This window comes from Enterobacter cloacae complex sp. 397G4, assembly GCF_050031515.1.
In the GTDB taxonomy this organism is placed as follows: Bacteria; Pseudomonadota; Gammaproteobacteria; order Enterobacterales; family Enterobacteriaceae; genus Enterobacter; species Enterobacter hormaechei_C.
In genome coordinates, this window is the sequence record NZ_JBLGWE010000001.1 from 3,670,598 (window position 1) to 3,689,521 (window position 18,924).

General features: G+C 53.8%; 24 protein-coding genes. 6 read left to right on the forward strand and 18 right to left on the reverse strand.

The genetic code is table 11. The features are described 5' to 3' along the window. Positions 1–67: 67 nt before the first annotated feature. The 9 genes from flgJ to flgB all read right to left on the reverse strand — a co-directional run bounded on the left by flgJ (position 68) and on the right by flgB (position 7,213). A complete protein-coding gene (gene flgJ / locus ACQG1Y_RS17685) occupies positions 68–997 on the reverse strand; it encodes a flagellar assembly peptidoglycan hydrolase FlgJ (protein WP_017692831.1) in 930 nt (309 codons plus the stop codon). After that, entirely contained in the window at positions 997–2,061 is a 1,065-nt protein-coding gene (locus ACQG1Y_RS17690) for a flagellar basal body P-ring protein FlgI (RefSeq protein ID WP_045324746.1), read from the reverse strand. Before ACQG1Y_RS17690 ends, flgJ begins: the two co-directional genes overlap by 1 nt. A gap of 58 nt (positions 2,062–2,119) precedes the next feature. Further along, positions 2,120–2,833 (reverse strand): flagellar basal body L-ring protein FlgH, encoded by a 714-nt coding sequence (locus ACQG1Y_RS17695; RefSeq protein ID WP_426736900.1) that lies wholly within the window; start codon positions 2,831–2,833, stop codon positions 2,120–2,122. Between the two features lie 62 nt (positions 2,834–2,895). Further along, positions 2,896–3,678, reverse strand: a complete 783-nt coding sequence (gene flgG, locus ACQG1Y_RS17700; RefSeq protein ID WP_426736901.1) for a flagellar basal-body rod protein FlgG — start codon at positions 3,676–3,678, stop codon at positions 2,896–2,898. Between the two features lie 18 nt (positions 3,679–3,696). Beyond that, the gene (locus ACQG1Y_RS17705; protein ID WP_017692829.1) at positions 3,697–4,434 is read right to left on the reverse strand and encodes a flagellar basal body rod protein FlgF; all 738 of its coding nucleotides are present in this window, start codon (positions 4,432–4,434) and stop codon (positions 3,697–3,699) included. A gap of 9 nt (positions 4,435–4,443) precedes the next feature. Continuing rightward, complete coding sequence (gene flgE / locus ACQG1Y_RS17710; RefSeq protein ID WP_015571597.1) at positions 4,444–5,658, reverse strand: flagellar hook protein FlgE; 1,215 nt, start codon at positions 5,656–5,658, stop codon at positions 4,444–4,446. A 28-nt stretch (positions 5,659–5,686) separates the two neighbouring features. Next, the gene (locus ACQG1Y_RS17715) at positions 5,687–6,385 is read right to left on the reverse strand and encodes a flagellar hook assembly protein FlgD (protein ID WP_015571598.1); all 699 of its coding nucleotides are present in this window, start codon (positions 6,383–6,385) and stop codon (positions 5,687–5,689) included. Between the two features lie 8 nt (positions 6,386–6,393). Continuing rightward, a complete protein-coding gene (gene flgC, locus ACQG1Y_RS17720) occupies positions 6,394–6,798 on the reverse strand; it encodes a flagellar basal body rod protein FlgC (protein ID WP_015571599.1) in 405 nt (134 codons plus the stop codon). A gap of 4 nt (positions 6,799–6,802) precedes the next feature. Further along, positions 6,803–7,213, reverse strand: coding sequence for a flagellar basal body rod protein FlgB (gene flgB / locus ACQG1Y_RS17725; protein WP_015571600.1), 411 nt, complete (start codon positions 7,211–7,213; stop codon positions 6,803–6,805). A 259-nt stretch (positions 7,214–7,472) separates the two neighbouring features. Here flgB and flgA point away from each other — a divergent pair, with 259 nt between their 5' ends. The 3 genes from flgA to ACQG1Y_RS17740 all read left to right on the forward strand — a co-directional run bounded on the left by flgA (position 7,473) and on the right by ACQG1Y_RS17740 (position 9,002). Further along, positions 7,473–8,171 (forward strand): flagellar basal body P-ring formation chaperone FlgA, encoded by a 699-nt coding sequence (flgA, locus tag ACQG1Y_RS17730; RefSeq protein ID WP_015571601.1) that lies wholly within the window; start codon positions 7,473–7,475, stop codon positions 8,169–8,171. A gap of 73 nt (positions 8,172–8,244) precedes the next feature. Next, complete coding sequence (gene flgM / locus ACQG1Y_RS17735) at positions 8,245–8,535, forward strand: flagellar biosynthesis anti-sigma factor FlgM (RefSeq protein ID WP_017692828.1); 291 nt, start codon at positions 8,245–8,247, stop codon at positions 8,533–8,535. Positions 8,536–8,558: 23 nt separating this feature from the next. After that, the gene (locus ACQG1Y_RS17740; RefSeq protein WP_015571603.1) at positions 8,559–9,002 is read left to right on the forward strand and encodes a flagella synthesis protein FlgN; all 444 of its coding nucleotides are present in this window, start codon (positions 8,559–8,561) and stop codon (positions 9,000–9,002) included. 116 nt (positions 9,003–9,118) lie between these two features. Here the strand turns inward: ACQG1Y_RS17740 and fliT are convergent, their stop codons facing one another. Genes fliT through fliD form a run of 3 tightly spaced genes read right to left on the reverse strand, consistent with a single transcriptional unit; the run spans position 9,119 to position 11,374 of the window. Next, positions 9,119–9,427, reverse strand: coding sequence for a flagellar protein FliT (gene fliT, locus ACQG1Y_RS17745; RefSeq protein WP_015571604.1), 309 nt, complete (start codon positions 9,425–9,427; stop codon positions 9,119–9,121). After that, positions 9,420–9,827 (reverse strand): flagellar export chaperone FliS, encoded by a 408-nt coding sequence (fliS, locus tag ACQG1Y_RS17750; RefSeq protein ID WP_017692827.1) that lies wholly within the window; start codon positions 9,825–9,827, stop codon positions 9,420–9,422. Before fliS ends, fliT begins: the two co-directional genes overlap by 8 nt. Before the next feature lie 44 nt (positions 9,828–9,871). Then, positions 9,872–11,374, reverse strand: a complete 1,503-nt coding sequence (fliD, locus tag ACQG1Y_RS17755) for a flagellar filament capping protein FliD (protein WP_368740747.1) — start codon at positions 11,372–11,374, stop codon at positions 9,872–9,874. A 310-nt stretch (positions 11,375–11,684) separates the two neighbouring features. On the opposite strand from fliD, the gene ACQG1Y_RS17760 reads away from it, so the two are divergent. The 3 genes from ACQG1Y_RS17760 (at position 11,685) to ACQG1Y_RS17770 (ending at position 15,338) form a co-directional block, all read left to right on the forward strand. Continuing rightward, positions 11,685–13,169: a flagellin gene (locus tag ACQG1Y_RS17760; protein ID WP_063659116.1), complete on the forward strand. Its 1,485-nt coding sequence runs from the start codon at positions 11,685–11,687 to the stop codon at positions 13,167–13,169. 863 nt (positions 13,170–14,032) lie between these two features. After that, on the forward strand, positions 14,033–14,851 hold the full coding sequence (locus ACQG1Y_RS17765; RefSeq protein WP_063659118.1) for a transcriptional regulator: 819 nt from the start codon (positions 14,033–14,035) through the stop codon (positions 14,849–14,851). After that, entirely contained in the window at positions 14,817–15,338 is a 522-nt protein-coding gene (locus tag ACQG1Y_RS17770) for a hypothetical protein (RefSeq protein ID WP_048974273.1), read from the forward strand. Before ACQG1Y_RS17765 ends, ACQG1Y_RS17770 begins: the two co-directional genes overlap by 35 nt. 4 nt (positions 15,339–15,342) lie before the next feature. On the opposite strand, the gene fliR is transcribed toward ACQG1Y_RS17770, so the two are convergent. The 6 genes from fliR to fliM are packed head-to-tail and all read right to left on the reverse strand — an operon-like array spanning position 15,343 to position 18,919. After that, complete coding sequence (gene fliR, locus ACQG1Y_RS17775; RefSeq protein WP_368740748.1) at positions 15,343–16,122, reverse strand: flagellar biosynthetic protein FliR; 780 nt, start codon at positions 16,120–16,122, stop codon at positions 15,343–15,345. Continuing rightward, positions 16,122–16,391 (reverse strand): flagellar biosynthesis protein FliQ, encoded by a 270-nt coding sequence (gene fliQ / locus ACQG1Y_RS17780; RefSeq protein ID WP_017692822.1) that lies wholly within the window; start codon positions 16,389–16,391, stop codon positions 16,122–16,124. Before fliQ ends, fliR begins: the two co-directional genes overlap by 1 nt. 9 nt (positions 16,392–16,400) lie before the next feature. Continuing rightward, positions 16,401–17,144 carry a flagellar type III secretion system pore protein FliP gene (fliP, locus tag ACQG1Y_RS17785; protein ID WP_015571610.1) on the reverse strand — a complete coding sequence of 248 codons (744 nt, stop codon included), beginning with the start codon at positions 17,142–17,144 and terminating at the stop codon, positions 16,401–16,403. Next, the gene (gene fliO / locus ACQG1Y_RS17790; RefSeq protein ID WP_015571611.1) at positions 17,141–17,536 is read right to left on the reverse strand and encodes a flagellar biosynthetic protein FliO; all 396 of its coding nucleotides are present in this window, start codon (positions 17,534–17,536) and stop codon (positions 17,141–17,143) included. The genes fliP and fliO overlap by 4 nt, the downstream gene beginning before the upstream one ends. Then, positions 17,536–17,919, reverse strand: a complete 384-nt coding sequence (gene fliN, locus ACQG1Y_RS17795; protein WP_015571612.1) for a flagellar motor switch protein FliN — start codon at positions 17,917–17,919, stop codon at positions 17,536–17,538. Before fliN ends, fliO begins: the two co-directional genes overlap by 1 nt. A gap of 7 nt (positions 17,920–17,926) precedes the next feature. Continuing rightward, entirely contained in the window at positions 17,927–18,919 is a 993-nt protein-coding gene (gene fliM / locus ACQG1Y_RS17800; RefSeq protein ID WP_015571613.1) for a flagellar motor switch protein FliM, read from the reverse strand. Positions 18,920–18,924: the final 5 nt, after the last annotated feature.

Consider the following 18,924-nt stretch of genomic DNA (forward strand, 5'->3'; position numbering starts at 1 on the left):
TCGGGCAGGGTCAAAATTATTGCTCTGCTTTATTCATCGGTGATTGCGAATTTATCTAAAAACTTTTTTAAAATATTTTCGCGAGGTCGTTTTTATAGGCTTCTACACCCTGCTTAATATCACCTTTTACTTTCTGAATAATGGCGATCAGTTTTTTCGCATAGGCAGGATCGGTTGCGTATCCCCCCGCCTGAAGCGCTTTGGCCGCCTGCTCCGGCGAACGGGAATGCGCAACGCCCGCATAGCGCGGGTTCTTAGTGAGTAGCTTCGTATAATCGGCGAGCGCATGTTCATAGGAATCGTAAACGCGAAACGAGGCCTTTATCTTTTGCTTCACGCCGTTGATGTATTCGGTGGTCATCACCTCTGTGGTTTTGCCTTGCCAGTCACCTCCGGCCTTAATACCGAACAGGTTATGGCTGGGGCGGCCGTCAGCGGTGGGGATTTCACGCTGCCCCCATCCTGACTCCAGCGCCGCCTGCGCGAGGATCAGTTGCGGATGAACCCCGCTCTGCCTGGCGGCGATCTGTGCTGGACGCAGCAGACGAGAAATAAAGGATTGAGCCCCCTGCGCTACTTTGCTGAAGGAGACCGACGCAGACGGCGCCAGCGGACCGGTGGCGGATCTGACGGAGGAGGAAAGTCCCGGCAAATTAAGCGGACCGCTGCCGGGCGTCGACACCGATGGGCTATCGATCTCCCCGCCTGACTGGCGCACAATCATATCCGCAAACCCAAGCTGTCCGCTCCCGGCAATATTTTGCGCCACCTGCTGGTCGTGCATCGCGGTAAACATATCGGTGGACTGGCTGTGCATGAGGTCATCTTTGATGGTGGCATCGCGCATGCTCTTCATCATCATCTGCACGAAGATCCCCTCCATCTGCTGCGCCGCCGCCCTGAGCGCCCCGGGTTCAGCGCGGCGTGCATCGCGCTTTAGCGCGTCGAGAGAGCGAACGTCAAAGGCTGGCTTATCCAGACGATCGAAAGCATTCATCACTCCACCTCCAGCTTCGCACGCAGGCAGCCTGCATTTTTCATTGACTGCAAAATGGACATCAGCTCATTTGGCGTCGCGCCAAGCGTATTGAGTGCCCTGATCACCGCGTTCAGATCCGTGCTGCTGCGCACGCTTTGCAGCGAGCCGCCGCGGTCGCGTACTGAGATATCGGTTTGTGGCACCACGACGGTCTGCCCTCCCCCGAGGGGAGTATCCGGCTGGCTCACAACATTATTCTGTGTAACCTCTACCGTCAGCGATCCATAAGCTACGGCACAGGCATCGAGGGAAACATGGCGGTTCATCACCACGGCGCCGGTACGAGAGTTAACAATGACCTTCGCATCCTGTATCCCCACCCGCAGCGGAATATCCTGGATATTGGCGAGGAAACGCACCCGGGAAGGACCATCCGGCGGTGCAAACAAACGTACAGTACGGGCATCTTCAGGGATTGCCGCCCCACCGCTATAGCGACGATTAATCTCGTCGCTGATCTGCTGCGCCAGCGAGAAATCTGACTCGTTAAGCTGTAGGCGCAGCGTGTTTTGCGTGGCGAAGTCATTCGGGACTTCGCGTTCAACCGTCGCCCCACCGCTAATGCGACCGCCGTTAAGCTGGTTAACCTGCACGCGACTGCCGCCAGCCTGCGCGCCAGCCCCGGAGATCAGCACATTGCCCTGCGCCATCGCGTAGATCTGGTTGTCCGCCCCTTTAAGTGGCGTCATCAGCAGCGTACCGCCACGCAGGCTCTTCGCATTCCCCAGAGAAGAGACCACGATGTCGATCTTATCCCCTGAGCGGGCGAACGGCGGCAGTTCGGCCGTCACCATCACCGCGGCAATATTTTTCAGCTGCATGTTGGTGCCCGCCGGTACGGTGATCCCAAGCTGGGACAACATATTATTGAGGCTCTGGCCCGTAAACGGCGCCTGCATCGTCTGGTCGCCCGTGCCATCAAGCCCCACCACCAGCCCGTAGCCCATTAGCGAGTTGGAGCGCACCCCCTGCACCGTGGCCAGATCGCGAATTCGCTCGGCCTGCGCCGGCGTGTACAGCATCGGAATGCTGAGCAGCAGGCCGAGAAATAACAGAATGGATTTTGTATTCATCGTCGTATCAAAAAGGAGAAAGGTTCAGGAACAGGCGTTGCAGCCAGCCCATCGTCTGCGCTTCGTTGATGTAGCCGTTGCCGACATACTCAATGCGCGCATCCGCCACCTGAGTTGAGGGCACGGTGTTGGCCCCGCTGATGGTGCGAGGGTTCACCACACCCGAGAAGCGTATAAACTCGGTCCCCTGGTTTATGGCTATCTGCTTCTCACCGACCACCTGTAAATTGCCGTTCGGCAGGAGTTTATTTACCGTCACCGTGATGGTGCCGGTAAAGGTGTTGCGCGCTGCCGCCCCGCCCTTGCCGGAGAAGTCGCTTTTTCCCTCCGCGTTAAAGTCAGCTTTGCCGTTACCCAGCCAGCTGTTCGAGCTGCCCGGCATGGCCAGTAATCCCATTCCAGCCGATTCATTACGGTTGGCACTGGCGGAGGAGCTCTTGCTGGCGCTAACGTTTTCCTGAAGCAGGATCGTCAACGTGTCGCCCACGCTGCGCGGCCTGCGGTCTTCAAACATCGGCTGATAGCCATAGTTCATGGCCTGTCCTGCCTGGAACAGCGAGCCGCCGGTTGTGACCGGTGCCATCGGTAATGGTTCTGCCGACGTTGGTCCGTCCACGAGCGGTTTTTGCAAAATATGCGCGCAGCCGCTTAGCAGCAGCACGCCCGCCAGCAGTGCAGGACGCGATAGCCCTGTTGGACTGTATGTAAAAAGTGTTTTCATTTACGTGTCGATAAACCATCTATCCGCCCGAGCCTGCGCCCGGAGCGGTAAGAGAGAGGAAATTAAAGCTGGGTAAGCCTCTGCAACATCTGTTCGGATGCAGAAACGGCCTTACTGTTGATCTCGTAGGCGCGCTGGACCTGGATCATATTGACCAGCTCCTCAGCCACGTTGACGTTAGACGTCTCAATGTACTTCTGCTTGAGCGTACCCGCATCTTCAAGGCCCGGATTCAGTTCATTCGGTGCGCCGGAGGATTGCGTTTCACGATAGAGGTTGCCGCCAATGCTTTCGAGACCGGCATCGTTGACAAAGGTCGCCAGGGTCAACTGCCCCACCTGCTGCGGCTGAGCCTGACCCGGGAGCGTCACGCTGACGATACCATCAGGGCTTATCTGCATCTCTTTGGCGTCCTGCGGTACTACGACGCCCGGCAGAATGGGATGGCCTTCTGCGTTTACCAACTGACCGTTTTCATTTTTATCGAAATGTCCGTCACGGGTGTACGCGGTGCTGCCGTCAGGCAACTGCACCTGGAAGAAGCCTTTGCCTTCGATAGCGACATCGGTATCGTTGCCGGTCATGTTCAGGCCGCCCTGAGTATGCACGCGCTGGGTAGAGACCGGACGCACGCCGGTACCCAGCTGGAGGCCGCTTGGCAGCGTTGTCTGTTCGGAAGCCTGTGCACCGGGCTGGCGCATGGTTTGATAAAGCAAATCCTGGAACACCGCTCGCTGGCGCTTAAAGCCGTTGGTATTGACGTTCGCCAGGTTGTTTGAAATCACGTCCATATTGGTCTGCTGTGCTTCCAGACCGGTTTTTGCGATCCATAATGACCGAATCATCTGTACTCCTTGCGCGGGTTAGCCCACGCTTAATAGCTGGTTGGCCTTTTGCGCGTTTTCATCCGCGGTGCGGATCACCTTCATGTTCATCTCGAAGCTGCGTGCGGTGGCGATCATCTCCGTCATGGCCTTCACCGGGCTCACGTTACTTCCCTCAAGGGATTCAGGACTCAGACGCATGGCGTCATCCTGGGGTAACGCATTGCCCGCCGCCGGGCGAAACAGCCCATCGTCGCCGTGGAGCAGGGTGCTCATGGGAGCATTAACCATTTTCAGTCTTCCGACCGGCACGACGGCCGTTGGCTCATCACCCGCGCCAAGTGCAGAGACGGTACCGTCCTCCGCAATGGTGATCTGCGAATGGGGAGGAACCACCAGCGGTGCGCCATCGCCCATCAGCGGCTTCCCGCCAACCTGCAATGCGCCATCCCGATCGATCTCAATGCCGCCGTTACGGGTGTACCCTTCACTACCGTCTGGCAAGGCTACCGCCAGCCAGCCGTTCTGCGGAAGTGCAACATCGAGACTGCGTCCGGTGTGGGTAATCGGTCCCATGGTGTCGTCGTTATACGGCGTCGATTCCGCTACCAGCGCGCGAGTTTTCAGGGTCTGCCCCTCAACCGGCACAGCGCGAAACGCGGCCAGTTGAGCACGAAAGCCCGCCGTGGCGCTGTTAGCCATATTGTTCGACGTCACGGCCTGGCGGTTGAGCGCCGCGTTGGCAGCACTCAATGCGGTATATATTGCGCGATCCATCCGCCGCCCTTATCGCAGGTTAACCAGCGTCTGGAGTAGCTCAGACTGGGTTTTGATGGTTTGCGAATTCGACTGGTAGTTACGCTGGTAGACAATCATATTGACCATCTCCTGACCCAGATCGACGTTAGACTGCTCAAGCATATTCCCGTTAATCGTACCGAAGCTGCCGGAGCCGGAAGTACCAAGGAAAGGCTGGCCAGACTGCGGCGTTTCGCTCCAGACGTTATTACCTTCAGCCGCCAGCCCACCGCTGTTGGCGAAATCAGCCAGTACGATTTGTGCCACGGTCTGGCGCTGACCGTTACTGTAGGTCGCGACCACTTCTCCGCTGTCGCCAATAACAAAGCTCTGATATTTACCCGGGGCCTGACCGTCGATGGTGTCAACTTTCACGAGGCTATCGGTGGCCCGGCGGGTCAAGCTGGAAAGATCCATGTCGATACTCAGCGGCGCGGAGCCATTAAACGCGGCCCCGTTAATGGTCATTTTGGTACTGGCCATCGCCGCCGTGTCCATATTGCCGTTGCTATCGAACTTTAAATCCAGGGAGGTCACATCAGGCGTGCCGGGCGCGGTTTCATCGCGCGCGTAAGCTTTCCACTCGCCTGCCGCGGTCTGCACGAAGTAGACCTTTACGGTGTGTTTATTGCCCAGCGTGTCGGTCGCCTCAATCTGGCTCTGGTAGTTGTAGGTTTTCGGATCGCTATAATCGAACGAGTCGGTGATGATGGTGGTGTCATCTGACTTCAGGTTACCCGTAAGGGATCCGGCGGTGGACGCCGCGGGGGGCATGTCTTCCGTCGGTATACGAATGGGTCCTACCGGTGCGCCAGGGGCGATTGTCGGCGGCGTACCGGTCGCCTGGTAGCCGGTCAGGTACAATCCATTGGTGCTGTTGATGATATTGCCGTTCTGATCCTGCTTAAACTGGCCGTTACGTCCGTAATAGACGGCGCCACCTTCGCTTACCATGCGGAAAAATCCTTTTCCCTGTAAGCCCATATCCAGCGAGCTATTGCCCGCCGTGAGGCCACCGTCGCCGAAGTTCTGGGTCACGCCCGCAACCTGAACCCCGAGACCCGTCGTTCCGGCGAAGATGTCGGCGAAGGCCACGGAGCCTGCTTTAAAACCTGCTGTCTGGGAGTTGGCGATATTGTTTCCTACCACGTCCAGCGCTTTGGCGGCTGCATTGAGGCCGCTAAGACCTTGTGAAAAGCTCATATTGAAGTTCCAGAGAGTAAATTATTCGCTATTTTTGGATAACAACCACGTCGCCCATGGTGATGGGGTCATGATTGAGCAGGTGCAGTACCGCGCCGTTGGCCGTCATCGTGACGCCAGACACCTGCTCCTGAATCAGGCCGGATATTTCCGGGTTATCGCCTTCCGGATTTTTCGCCTCAAAGGAGAGCGTGTATTCCCTGTCCTGAGGCGGCCCCGGCTCCGGCTGGAAGTTTTCCAGATCGTCGAGGGTGTAAGTCTTCACACCGGATTTCACGTCCTTCAGCTGCGCCGTATAGGCATTGCCTTCATCATCCGTCAGCGTGACGGTGACCGTTTCTGCATCGCCCGATAACAGGAAACTAAAGCTGTCTGATGGCTTCTCCTCCCCGTCCAGTGGCTGCGTGGCGTCACCAAAGGCGACTTTCGGATCGCCCTCGATCAGTACCCCACGGCCAACCCAGGAGGCGGCGCTCATACTGCCCAACTGCGCCATAAGCGCCTGAACGTTGCCGACAGATGCGTTGAGTTTTTCCACTCCCGCGGCGGTATTGAACTGTGCCAGCTGGGAGGTCAGCTGGTTGTTATCCATCGGGTTAGTCGGGTCCTGGTTTTGCATCTGTGCAACCAGCAGCTTCATAAACTGCTCGGAGAGGTCGGCTGCACTGCTGCCCGTGCCGTAGGTGCTGGTATTGCCGCTGGTGTCGTTTACCGTTGAAACTGTCATATCCTGCCTTACTGACCGAGGGTTAAGGTTTTCTGCATCAGGGCCCTGGCGGAGTTCATCACCTCCACATTTGCCTGATAACTGCGTGAGGCGGAAATGGTATTGACCATCTCATTGACCACGTTGACGTTAGGCATGCGTACATATCCCTGTTCGTCCGCCAGCGGATTACCGGGCTCATAGACCAGGCGATCGGGCGCTGTACTTTCCACTACGTCGCTGACTCTGACGCCGCCGATGCCCTGGCCGGCAGAGGTGTCCGCTTCAAACATGACCTGACGGGCGCGGTAAGGCTGTCCGTCCGGTCCGGCAACGCTGTCTGCGTTCGCCATATTGCTGGCACTCACGTTGAGACGTTTTGACTGCGCGGCCATCGCCGAGCCTGAAATATCAAATACGCTAAATAACGACATTTATTTACCCCTGACTGACTACCGTCATCATTTTCTTAATATCTGCACCGAGGAATGTCAGGCTCGATTGATATTTCATGGCGTTATCCGCGAAATTAACTCGCTCGCGATCCATATCCACGGTGTTACCATCAGCACTTGGTTGATCCGGTACGCGATATAGCAACTGAGCATCATCAAAAGGCATTTTTTTACCCTGCATATGCTTGCTGGACGTTAAAGCCATTGTGACAGGCCCTGATGCAGGTTTATTCCCTAACGCATTTTTAAGTTGCTGAGAAAAATCAATATCTCGCGCCTGATAGCCTGGCGTATCGGCATTCGCAATATTCGATGCCAGGACTTCCTGCCGACGCGAGAGCAGACCTAACGCTTGCTGTTGGAAGCGAAACGCATCGTCAAGTTTATTCATCATGCACTCTGGCCTCTGCCTTGCTTTATATAAACCGCGATAGTGTAGACAGCGCTGATGAAATATCACACTGCAAAGACCTGACAGAAATAGGCGCTATTAGCGAAATTAAGATAGATATTTAAAACATGCGGCACTGATTCATGAAAACGGCAGCAGAAGTGTCATTATTTAACGCAATAAAAGCGTTTCTATCACGTATATAATTTAGTCAGAATAAGCATACCCGTTTACTTTACTGGTTTTACAATAAGGCAACAAGATGAAGCTTCCATTATTACGCGTAACGCTGGTAACGCTCCTTTTCGCGAGCCCGCTGTATGCCAGCGTGCCATCCGCGACAACGGCGAAACTTCGATTAGTGCAGAAACTGGAGGCGCTGGTTAAGCTCACGGAAAATCCAGGCAATATCGTTCGTACCGTTACGCTGCTGGCCTCGCCCGGACAGCTATCAGCGGTGTGCGAAAATCCTGACCTGAGCCTGGCCGGGCATGATGACCGCCTCACCGGCAAACGCACCGCAGTGGCGCGCTGCGGCATGCGTAAGTTCTATCTGCCGTTTAGCATTAGCGCCCAGGGAACCTTCTGGGTCGCCAGTCATAGTCTGAAGGGCGGGGAAATTGTGCAGCAGGGCGATATTACTCCCATGACCGGCAGCATAGACGATTTGCCCGTTGGGCTAATGTTTGAGGCGAGGGACATTGTCGGCCAACGCCTTTTGCGCCCCCTTTCCGCGGGCAAACCGGTGCTGCAAAACCAGCTGCGCCAGCAGTGGCGTCTTCGCGCCGGGCAGACGGTAGAACTGGTCATGTCGGGACCGGGTTTCTTTATCCGCAGCCAGGGCAAAGCGCTAAACAACGCTGCGGTTGACGATACGCTGCGCGTGAAAACCACGGGTGGACGTAACGTTACGGGAAAAGTGGGTCGTGACGGAGCCGTGACAATTTTTTTAGAACAATAATTTTAGTTTTTTCGTGTATTTCCGAAGACTAGTGTATAGGCAAGAGCAGTAACGATTACTGGCGAGGATAAACATGAGCATCGAAAGCACCCAACCCACCGCACCGATTGGCAATCTGGCTGGCGGACAGGAACTGCGTACACGCGGCACTACTCAGGAAAATAGTGTCGCGACGGGCGAAGCGCGCGGAAACAAAACCGAAGTGACCCTGAGCGCGCTGACAAAAAAAATTCAGACCGATGACAGCCGTGACGTGGATTATGCACGGGTGGATAAAATCCGTGCCGCAATGGCCTCCGGGGAACTCACTATCGAGCCAGAGAAAATTGCTCAGGCGCTGGTGCGACATATTTTTGAGTATTAATAACGGCAGGATTTTTTAACATTATGGATAAGCTGTACCCGATACTGACGCAAATGAAAACGTCCCTGGACGAGCTGGAAGCCATCATGATTGAAGAGGTCAATCAGCTCAGCCGCGTACAAATAAATCCCGTTTCGCTACAGGTATTATCGGATAATAAAAGCCAATTGCTTTCGTCGATTCAGTACTATGATGAAATGCGTCTCCAGCAGGAACAGCTTTCCGCCCTTCAGGCGCCCTATCACCATCACAGCAGGCTGTTCACCAGCTGGAAGCTGATCAGAGAACGGGTGCAAAGCACCAAAACGCTGAACGCGCAGGTCGAAACGCTTCTGCAAAACCATATGAAGAAGAATCAATATATGCAGAAGGTGGTAGACCGCGTGGGTCACGCCAACACGCTCTACGGCCCCGCCGGGGAATCCAGCCAGGCACCTGCGGGTCGTAAATACAATATCAGCATCTGATTCGCCTCTTGCTTACCCGTAACCGAGCTCGCCCATGGCGGGCTTTTTTTACGCGCTAACGTCATCTTGCAGAGGGATTGAGGCGGGACATGCTCCCGCCTTCAGGGGCGGGAGCGTCAGACAGTGTGGTATGCCTGGGCAGACGCGTTTGATTTAAGTAGAGCAGAAATGTTATTGCTGAGATGACCTAGCCGGACAGACATCCGCTGGCGCAGACGTTCGTCCTGGGCAAGAAGCTGCGCAAGTTGTGCGCGGGCGTCTTCAGCAAGCGGCGAGAGATTGAACTCACAGAGCGCCTGCATACCCCGGGCGTAGGCTGCAACCTCTTCGTTAAAGTACTCCCACGCCTCCTCGTCTGCTAACTGCTGTAGACGTTCGTTACTCTGCAACATCAGGGCGATTTGCCGCGTGAGTTTATCAGCCATGCTTCACCTGACGCGCCTGTGGGTCGATGGCTTTCCACGTCTCGGCCATATCCACCATCAGTGAGATAAGATGCGGGAGCATTTCCCCGGACTTATTAAGGTTCGCTTCCAGCAGAGAGCGCGAAATATACTCGTACAGTCGCTCCAGATCGGCGGCAATCTGTCCCCCAACCTCATGGTTAAGCCCGGCGCGCAGGCCATTATCAATAATGTTGATTGCACGGGAGATCATCTCACCCCGGCGAGCGATGTTTCCAGACTGGAAGTAGATCTCGGCGCGACGCATGGCATTGATTGCTCCGTCGTAGAGCAAAACGATGAGCTGGTGCGGGGTGGCGCCAGCAATCTGGCTGTCCAGAGAGACGGAGGAATAGGCGCTGTTGCCCGTTTTGGTGTACATCTTCGGTTCCTGCCGGGCAGTTGGCCTGCCCGGATGCGTTAAGTTTAACCCATGATCCCAAGCAGCGCGGACTGAAGCTGCTGGCTCGTACTGTTCATTTGCGTCAGGGCCTGGTCGAGACGCTGGAATTCATTACGGCTGCGGTCAAGGCTGTCCTGAATGCGTTCCTGCATGCGGGCAATCTGTTTTTCAACGCGGGTATTTTGTTCCTTTACCCCCTTGAGAGCGGTAGAGATCGCCCCTTCAACCTTCGGGATCGAATCGTTATCGCCCAGATAGGTGGTGAACACCTCCTCCATGCGATCCTTGATCCCGCCCGTTGAGCCGGTGCCTAAAAACAGAGCTTCCACTTCCTTTGGATTTTTCTTCAGCGCTTCGTCGAGCTTTTTATTGTCGATGGTGAGTATGCCCAGGGTCCCGGTACGCTCCTCGCCGGGTTTGGTTTCGTTGAACTTCACCTCGATACCGAGCGCACCCAGAGATTTGTACAGATCGTCGGCATCGCCATAGCTCCCGGCGACAGCGGATTTCATCTGGCTGGTCAAACGGCGTAGGGTACCGTCACCGAAAAGCGCGCCGTTTGACGCATTGGCCTGCGGCAGTTCATCGCCGGTCGTCTTTTCCGGTTCGTTGTATGCACTGGCGCTGGATGCCGCGCTAAGATAGGCGTTATAGACATTCACAAACTCTTCAATCAGGCTTTTAACCTTAGAGGTATCGGCGGTGATCGACAGTGTTTCTGATTTCAGTTTTGATGCGTCGTCAGGATCTTTTTCTGAGACCTCGCGCAGATCGAGGGTGATCCCGTCAATGGCGTCAGAAATGGTATTGGAGCTGCGTTCAATCTTCGTACCATCAACGTAGACAATGGCATTCTGCGCCGGCGTAATCTCCCGGGCATTATCTGCCCCCGGCGTGACTGCCGGGTCGTAATCCAGCACTTTTGCCAGCTTACTGTCGCCGCTTACGCTGATGCTAATTTCGCCATCTTCGCCGGTCTTTTTCGACGTCACGACCAGCTGATATTTGCCATCTTCGGCAGGCATTACCGTCGCGGTAACATCGCCATTTTTAGCATTAATTTTTTTAGCAATCTGTACCAGAGAGGTTTCATCATCTTTCAGCTCCACCTCCATCGGCTTGCCTTTGCCTGCGGTGATGGTCACCGTACGCGGACCGGCGCCGTCACCCAGCTGGGTGTCGTTCGCATTTTGCGGTGCCGTCCCCACTTTATTGGCTTTTGCTAACTGCTCAACCTGGACCGAGTAACTATTCGGGATCGCTCCCTTACCTGCCGTTGCGTTAAATGCCTTGTTGGTGCCAATGCTGACCCCATTGAACCCTTCATCCTCCAGTTTTTTCAGCGCCGTTTTCACCGCATCCAGACTGCTGGAGATTTTACCCCAGGAGGAAGTTTGTCCTTCATAATTGCTCTGCTTCTGCAAATAGGGGTTTAATTTTTTATTCTCAGCTACCTGGAGCTGCGAAATCATACTTTCAATATCTAACCCGGAGCCGCCGAGGCCTGACATAGAGAACGAAGCCATGATTTGTATTCCTGTTACAGTGAAGATAGATATAGCGATATCATCGGGGTTTCGGCCATAAAGTTTAATTTTTTACAGTTCAGGCGACAACGAAACCACCACATTAATACACTCTTACACGCTTATCAGGCTATTGACTGAGGTAATCGGGAGAATTGCCATCACTTGTGAATGCTTTTCCTGGAATATAAAAAATTATGAAAAAATAATTTAGTCATTTCTTTTTCATCCGATTAATTCAGTATGCGCAACAGACATCGCATATTTAACTGGCGAATGCCGTCGTTACTTTATTTAAAAGGATATTGATATGGCCCAGGTCATTAATACTAACGCATTGAGCTTGATGGCTCAGAACAACCTGAACAAATCTCAGACTTCTCTGGGTACTGCAATTCAGCGTCTCTCTTCCGGTCTGCGTATCAACAGTGCGAAAGACGATGCAGCAGGTATGGCGATCTCTAACCGCTTCACCTCTTCTATCCGCGGCCTGACCCAGGCAGCACGTAACGCCAACGATGGTATCTCCCTGGCGCAGACCACCGAGGGCGCGCTGGAAGAAGTAACCGAGAACTTACAGCGTATCCGTGAACTGACCGTTCAGGCAAAAAACGGTACTAACTCCTCTGACGACCGTGACTCCATTAAAAAAGAGATCTCTGCACGTCTGGACGAAATCAAACGTATTTCTGAAACCACCAACTTCAACGGCGTTAACGTTCTCGATGGCTCCAAAGATAAACTGACCATCCAGATTGGCGACAAAGATGGCCAGACCATCGACATCGATCTGAAGAAACTGGACATCGACTCTCTGGGTCTGGACGGCTTCACTGCTGCATTCGATAAAATTGCCGGCTCTGCTGGCGCCACCAGTCAGTACACCAAGGCAGCCACTGCGAAAGCAGTGGGCGACGATACGGGTATCAGCACTGCTGCCGGTAACTGGAAAGTTGCCGCAGCTGACATCACCGCAATTGAAACGGCAGTGGGCGCAGCAGCAGGCGACGTCGAGCTGTACGTAGCTGATGGTGAAGCTTTCGCTTACGATAAAACTGCCGACAAAATGTTTAAACTGGACACCTCTGCCATCACCTTCAAGGATGATGGTGCTGGCAATGCGATCATTGACGGTGCTGTACCTGCTGGCGCCGTAACGGAAGTCAACGCGCTGGATGCCGATATCCTGTTGAACGGTCCATCTACGCTGAGCGATGCCACTAAGCTGAAAGAAGGCGCGACCTTCAAAGCTCAGGATGGTTCTGAAGTGACGCTGGATCAGGCTAAACTGGACGAGATCTCCAACGCGGCCTTTGGCGCTGACGCTGCTGACAGCAACATGCAGCTGTTCTCCGTGAAAGACGGTGCAAACACCAAATACTTCGCGCAGAGCACCGACGCAAGCGGTAACACTGTAGTGAAAGAGCTGACCTTCGCAGATAACGCAACTGCCCCTACCGTCGCGGATGCAGGCGCAGCGAACTCAGCGTTCATCAACACCGCCGCTAACGCTGCCGCAGCCGACGACCTGCTGGGTAACCTGGATGCAGCCCTGACCGAAGTGACTAACTTCCAGGCTGACCTGGGTGCGATTCAGAACCGTTTCAGCTCTATCATCGCGAACCTGAACACCACTGTTATCAACACCACCGAAGCCCGCTCCCGTATCCAGGATGCTGACTTCTCCGTGGAAGTGTCCGCAATGAGCCGTTCTAACATCCTGCAACAGGCCGGCGTATCCGTTCTGAGCCAGGCTAACCAGGTACCTCAGAACGTTCTGAGCCTGCTGCGCTAATCCCGAAAAGCCTCAACATTTTACGCGTATTTATTGCGCGTTAGCCCTCCCTGTCGGAGGGCTTTTTTCGTTTTGAACCTCGCTAATCGTCCTCAATCCTTCTCCCCTGCCCTGACCTTCTGTCAGGCAAGTCACAACCAACCAAAAACATTACAAATAATATGGTTAAAAAGGTCTCGCAAAACAATATAAAAACGCGTTTACCCTATTTGGAGACAATCGGTAATCGACCATAAATAGCATGCGTAAAGTGCCATTGAATACGAAATGAAAGAACGAACGCATCTCGTTTATTTATTATGAACGCAACCTTCCGCTAAACAGCTCATCTCAACATTGTTTAAATGATATGACCAGTGAGATAAAATTAACCAACTCATTTATAGCGACTGCCGATATTTAATGTTAAAATCGTTTTCGCTGCACAGCGTGCAAAAGGAGAAATTCCCTCCTGTTACTTATACATTTTTAAGCGTTTAGCTTATCTAACTTGAGCAGTCAGCAAATGCCCGTCAGTCATTGCCCTTCACGTACTAAGCCTCAGAAAAATAGGAATATAAGCGTCACCCCACTGCTATCGTGCCGCCAGGTTCAGCGAGAGGAATCACCGCATGCGCATCAAAATGGGAGGGCATTTACTTTATTTATCACACAAATACGCCAACCGAGGCCTGGCCATTTTTAACATCGGCATTAATAACATTAATATCGTTGAAATTTACCTTTAGCGATCCGCGAATAGTTGCGATATAAGCCTTAGGTAGCCCGAAATTGTTGCGCATTGTTAACGAAAAGACTTTACCCAATTAACATAAATACCCATTCAATTCACCTTATCTTTCATTACGAAGTATCAAGATATTATGGTCAATTACATTGCGATTGGATCGTTAGTGACGCTGGATTTACACACGAGGTTACTAACACGAACGCGCGACGGCGAGTGCGTGACGCTGCCTGCCAGCGCCTGCCTCTGCCTTGCCGCCCTGGTGGAAGCGCAGGGACAAATTTTGTCTCAGGAACAGTTAATGGATATCGGCTGGCGTAGCGCTGGCGTTGAGGTCACGGATAATAGCGTGCGCGTTATGGTGAACAAGCTTCGACGAGCGCTGGCCTCGCTAGAGATGCAGGATGCTATTGCGCTGGTTGCCGTAACGCGAAGCGGCTATCGCCTGATTATTCGTGAAGAGAGCCCGCCGGAACCCTCGGCTGAAAGCGTTGAGATCCTCCCCCCACCACCGCCGCCTGAAATGCCGGTGGAGGTTACGCCTTCTCCCCCCTCCGCTACGCCAGCACCGCGTCGAAAAAGGCTTTTGCGAAGCGCTGCGTTCGCGGTCTGCGGCATGCTGATCGGTATTCTTATTGCCTTGTCCGTCAAAAATGCGTTTGTCCCCAGCCCGCAGAGCATCGAGTTTATCCTCTGGCAGGGAGAAGGGATCCCCCCCGGCCATATCGTGATGGTGCAAAAAAACCGAATAAGCCAAACAGAACTTATCCAGGCAACGCTGCACACCTATAGCGAATATGTGCTGGAAAGACGCGTCCATTACAGACCGGGTAAAATTTTATACATCACTACCGGTACGGGAAAGATAGATAAATATCAGGCAGTTATTGCCTGTCAAAAACCCATTCAGGAGCAAAAGAATGACTGTGAATCGTTCTATTTTCATCTTTATTAAACGCCCGCAGATCCTCTTTGCTGGCGGCCTGATGACAGGTTTAGCGTTAACAATCGGGTACACGATCGCCACGTCGCCGCTGAAACAGACGTGCTTTGCCCCAGCCTCGTTTTACACTATCAAGGACGAAAACAACGTGACGCTGGCGCGAGGAATTTATCGCTCATACCGCGATGGACTTCATGAGGGACACACGACCTATATCGGTAACATCCGCCATTTTCAGGACGGAAAACGCGTAGGGCAAGCTTCACCCGTACAGCGCAGCGTGAATTATACCATGTCCTTCTCCGGCAACCTGCTTCATCTGACGATGCTTAGCCACGCCCGTCGGCTCGGCGATCAAAGCAACGAAAAAGAGGTGACGGATTATATTTTTCCGCAGCTTAAGAGCGGCGAAACCTCCACCAGTTCCCTCTATTTGCTGGAAAACAGCATCCTGGCATCGGGAACGGAGACGGTAGTACGGATAGCCTGCACGAATTAAGCCCTCAAACCAGCGCTTGTAGTAACCCGCTCAGGATCTCGAAGCCGTGGCTCATAAGACGTTCAAAAAATGGAGCCAGCGTTTCGTCGATGAGCAACAGTGCCAGCATGCCAAAGGTCAGCGTGAGCGGGAACCCTACTACAAAGATCGAGAGCTGCGGGGTAAGTCGGTTTAGCAGCGCAAGCACCATGTTTATGCTCAGCAGCAGGGCTATCACCGGGAGGCCCAGGATCAGTCCCTGACTGAAGATGAGTCCGGCATGATTAACGAGGTAAAACATCCCGCCAGCATGCAGCGGTTCTGAGTTAATGGGGAGAGCCTCGAATGTCTCTGCAAGCAGCGAAAGCAACCACAGATGGCCGTTACACACCAGAAAGAGCAGCATCGCCAGCATGTTTAGCAGGCGAGCGATCACCGGGCTGTTACCGCTGCCCGGGTCGAAGAAGGTGGCAAACGAGAGTCCCATCTGCATTCCAATGATCTCGCCCGCCAGGCGAACGGCGGCAAACAGCAGTTGCATCGTCAGCCCCATCGCGGCGCCGATGAGCACCTGCTTAGCCATCGTCCAGACGCCCGCCCAGGAGTAAAGTCCTATATCCGCTTCAGAAACCAGCCCGCCCAGCAGCAGCGCGAGGGTTAAGGCCAATGCCGCACGCAGGCGGGCGCTTATCGCTTTTTCGCTAAATACTGGCGCAACATGCAGAAGCGCCGAGATACGCACCATGACCAAAAAGTAATGGCTTATCAGGGCGTAAAGCTGCTCAAGGGGAAGATTAAAAATCATTAGCCGATGGCGTAAGGAATGCTGGCGAACAACATGCGCGTGTATTCAATAAAGATTTTCATCATCCACGGACCGAGCAGTACGCCGACACCCACGATCATCAGGATTTTAGGGATAAAGGTCATGGTCATTTCGTTCACCTGCGTCGCGGCCTGAAGAATACTGATAATCAGACCGGTTGCCAGCGCGACCAGCAAAAGCGGCCCCGCAATCATTAGCCCAACCTTGATAGCTTCCATGCCCAATACCATGACGCTTTCGGGGGTCATATCAGGCTCCTATGAGTAAAAGCTTTGTGCAAGCGAACCGACCAGCAGCTGCCAGCCATCCACGAGTACGAACAGCATCAGCTTAAAAGGCAGCGCAATTGTCGCTGGCGGAACCATCATCATCCCCAGCGCCATCAGAATGCTGGCCACCACCAAATCAATAATCAAAAACGGAATAAAGATGGTAAAACCAATCTGGAAGGCGGTTTTCAGCTCGCTGGTGACGAAGGAAGGCACCAGAATACTCAACGGCACGTCCTCCGGGCCGGTAAGGGTCGGCGTTTTAGCAATGCGGGCAAACATCGCCAGATCGGCTTCACGCGTCTGCTCAAGCATAAAGGCCCGCAGCGGTTTTACGCCTTCCTTCAGGGCCGTTTCCATGGTGATTTTATTGGCCTGCAACGGCTGCCATGCCTGTTCATAGATCTGGTTGAGCACTGGCGACATCACAAAAAAGGTCAAAAACAGGGCCAGTCCCACTAATACCTGATTTGGCGGTGCGGTCGGCGTACCAAGCGCGTTGCGCATCAATCCCAGCACGATAACGATACGCGTAAAGCCAGTCATCATCAGCAGTACCGCAGGGATGAACGTGAATCCACTGAGCAACAATAGCGTCTGGATGGGTAGCGTCCAGCCAGCGCTCCCCGGCGAACTGGCCAGCGTAATGTCGCCGTTAGCGGCGAGCGCAGAGGCGACGGGCAGCAGCAGACCAACGCCCGTCGCAGCACGGGCAATCAACAGACGGTTCATTTTTGCTCACCACCCGAACGGTATTTATGAAGAAAGTTATCCAGCATGGCGGGGAAAGCCGCTGAAGGAGTCGCCTGCTCAGGCACCTCTGGCCTAACCTGTACGGTAAGACAGCTAATGTGGGTTGGGGTAACACCCAGCACCAGACGCTGTTCGCCCACGTCAACCACCACCAGCCGTTCGCGCGAGCCGAGAGGTTTACTTGCCACCAGCGATACCGCAGCCTGGCTTTCGCGGGTGCAACGCGCCAACCCGCTGCGGCGAGCGATCCACGCCAGCAGTACCATCAGCATAATAATGAGCATGAGCGTACCGATAACCGATAGCGCGATTGCCCCGCCAGAGAGCACGTTCGTGCTCCCTGCGGCAAAAGGAGGTTGTACTGCGTTCATTAGCGGCTCAGGCGATGCATTCGCTCGGATGGGGTAATGATATCGGTAATACGAATCCCGAATTTATCGGACACAACCACCACTTCGCCCTGGGCAATAAGGTAACCATTGATCAGAATATCAAGCGGCTCACCCGCCAGACCGTCAAGCGAAACCACCGAGCCCTGGCTTAAGCGCAGCAGCTCCTTGATAGTCATTTTTGTGCGGCCCAGCTCAACGGTCATTTTGACAGGGATATCCAGAATCAGGTTCATCTCTTCAGAAAACTGAGGAACCGCCGTTTGCTCTGTACTTCCCGCAGCGTTCTGCTCGTTCAGCGCCTCACCCCAAAGATTGTCCATAGACTTATCTTCAGATCCCGACGAGTTATTCATGTCGCTCATGGGGAAATCACTCCTTATTGAAAGATTTTAATGCTGGCTGATTCATCCGATCGACCTTCAGAGCATATTGATTATTTACAGAGCCATATTTCGCGGTAAATACCGGCACGCTGCCGACGTTCGCTTCTATAAACTCCTGCTTATCCAGTGGGATAATGTCGCCTTTTTTCATCTTCATGACGTTTGACAACCGCGTGTTGATGTCGGCAAATTGCGCCACCAGCTCCAGCTCGGTTTCACGCATCTGGCTTGCCAGCATGCTGCGCCACTCAGAATCCTCATGGCGCGAATTATCCATTGGCGGATTGCTTAACAGTTCACGCAGAGGCTCTATCGTGCTGAAGGGAATACAAATATTGAACTCCCCGCGATGCGAGCCGATTTCCACGGAGAAAGGCGTGGTGACAACAACATCGTTTGGTGAAGAGGTAATATTGGTAAATTTCACCTGTATCTCTGAACGGATGTATTCCGTCTTAATTTTATAAATAGAGCCCCAGGCAAACTCATACGCCTCGCGTGCCATTGTCAGCATACGGTGGATCACCCGCTGCTCGGTCGGGGTAAATTCCCGCCCGTCTGCCTTCGTCGGGAAACGCCCGTCTCCGCCGAACAGGTTATCCACGGCCATAAATACCAGACCGGAGGAGAATGCCATCAGCGCGGTCCCTCGCAGGGGATTAAGGTGCAGCAGGTTCAGGTTAGTTGGCACCGGTAAATTGCGGGCAAACTCATGATACGGCTGGATCTTGATATTTCCCGCCGTAATATCTGAACTGCGGCGCAGCAGGTTAAATAGCCCCATCCTGAACTGACGGGCAAAGCGTTCGTTAATAATTTCCAGAGAATGAAGCCGCTCGCGAATCACGCGTCGCTGAGTATTTGGATCGTAAGGTTTTATCCCCGCATCTCCCATGCTTCCATGGAGGTCATCGGGACTCTCCGTATCAGCATTGAGCAGGCGATCGATCTCATCCTGTGATAAAAAACTATCAGCCATTGTGT

Excerpts from the sequence above, each read along its gene's own strand:
- flgJ (WP_017692831.1), bottom strand. The coding sequence starts at position 997 with ATGAATGCTTTCGATCGTCTGGATAAGCCAGCCTTTGACGTTCGCTCT.
- ACQG1Y_RS17690 (WP_045324746.1), bottom strand. The coding sequence starts at position 2,061 with ATGCTGTACACGCCGGCGCAGGCCGAGCGAATTCGCGATCTGGCCACG.
- ACQG1Y_RS17695 (WP_426736900.1), bottom strand. The coding sequence starts at position 2,833 with ATGAAAACACTTTTTACATACAGTCCAACAGGGCTATCGCGTCCTGCA.
- flgG (WP_426736901.1), bottom strand. The coding sequence starts at position 3,678 with ATGATTCGGTCATTATGGATCGCAAAAACCGGTCTGGAAGCACAGCAG.
- ACQG1Y_RS17705 (WP_017692829.1), bottom strand. The coding sequence starts at position 4,434 with ATGGATCGCGCAATATATACCGCATTGAGTGCTGCCAACGCGGCGCTC.
- flgE (WP_015571597.1), bottom strand. The coding sequence starts at position 5,658 with ATGAGCTTTTCACAAGGTCTTAGCGGCCTCAATGCAGCCGCCAAAGCG.
- ACQG1Y_RS17715 (WP_015571598.1), bottom strand. The coding sequence starts at position 6,385 with ATGACAGTTTCAACGGTAAACGACACCAGCGGCAATACCAGCACCTAC.
- flgC (WP_015571599.1), bottom strand. The coding sequence starts at position 6,798 with ATGTCGTTATTTAGCGTATTTGATATTTCAGGCTCGGCGATGGCCGCG.
- flgB (WP_015571600.1), bottom strand. The coding sequence starts at position 7,213 with ATGATGAATAAACTTGACGATGCGTTTCGCTTCCAACAGCAAGCGTTA.
- flgA (WP_015571601.1), top strand. The coding sequence starts at position 7,473 with ATGAAGCTTCCATTATTACGCGTAACGCTGGTAACGCTCCTTTTCGCG.
- flgM (WP_017692828.1), top strand. The coding sequence starts at position 8,245 with ATGAGCATCGAAAGCACCCAACCCACCGCACCGATTGGCAATCTGGCT.
- ACQG1Y_RS17740 (WP_015571603.1), top strand. The coding sequence starts at position 8,559 with ATGGATAAGCTGTACCCGATACTGACGCAAATGAAAACGTCCCTGGAC.
- fliT (WP_015571604.1), bottom strand. The coding sequence starts at position 9,427 with ATGGCTGATAAACTCACGCGGCAAATCGCCCTGATGTTGCAGAGTAAC.
- fliS (WP_017692827.1), bottom strand. The coding sequence starts at position 9,827 with ATGTACACCAAAACGGGCAACAGCGCCTATTCCTCCGTCTCTCTGGAC.
- fliD (WP_368740747.1), bottom strand. The coding sequence starts at position 11,374 with ATGGCTTCGTTCTCTATGTCAGGCCTCGGCGGCTCCGGGTTAGATATT.
- ACQG1Y_RS17760 (WP_063659116.1), top strand. The coding sequence starts at position 11,685 with ATGGCCCAGGTCATTAATACTAACGCATTGAGCTTGATGGCTCAGAAC.
- ACQG1Y_RS17765 (WP_063659118.1), top strand. The coding sequence starts at position 14,033 with ATGGTCAATTACATTGCGATTGGATCGTTAGTGACGCTGGATTTACAC.
- ACQG1Y_RS17770 (WP_048974273.1), top strand. The coding sequence starts at position 14,817 with ATGACTGTGAATCGTTCTATTTTCATCTTTATTAAACGCCCGCAGATC.
- fliR (WP_368740748.1), bottom strand. The coding sequence starts at position 16,122 with ATGATTTTTAATCTTCCCCTTGAGCAGCTTTACGCCCTGATAAGCCAT.
- fliQ (WP_017692822.1), bottom strand. The coding sequence starts at position 16,391 with ATGACCCCCGAAAGCGTCATGGTATTGGGCATGGAAGCTATCAAGGTT.
- fliP (WP_015571610.1), bottom strand. The coding sequence starts at position 17,144 with ATGAACCGTCTGTTGATTGCCCGTGCTGCGACGGGCGTTGGTCTGCTG.
- fliO (WP_015571611.1), bottom strand. The coding sequence starts at position 17,536 with ATGAACGCAGTACAACCTCCTTTTGCCGCAGGGAGCACGAACGTGCTC.
- fliN (WP_015571612.1), bottom strand. The coding sequence starts at position 17,919 with ATGAGCGACATGAATAACTCGTCGGGATCTGAAGATAAGTCTATGGAC.
- fliM (WP_015571613.1), bottom strand. The coding sequence starts at position 18,919 with ATGGCTGATAGTTTTTTATCACAGGATGAGATCGATCGCCTGCTCAAT.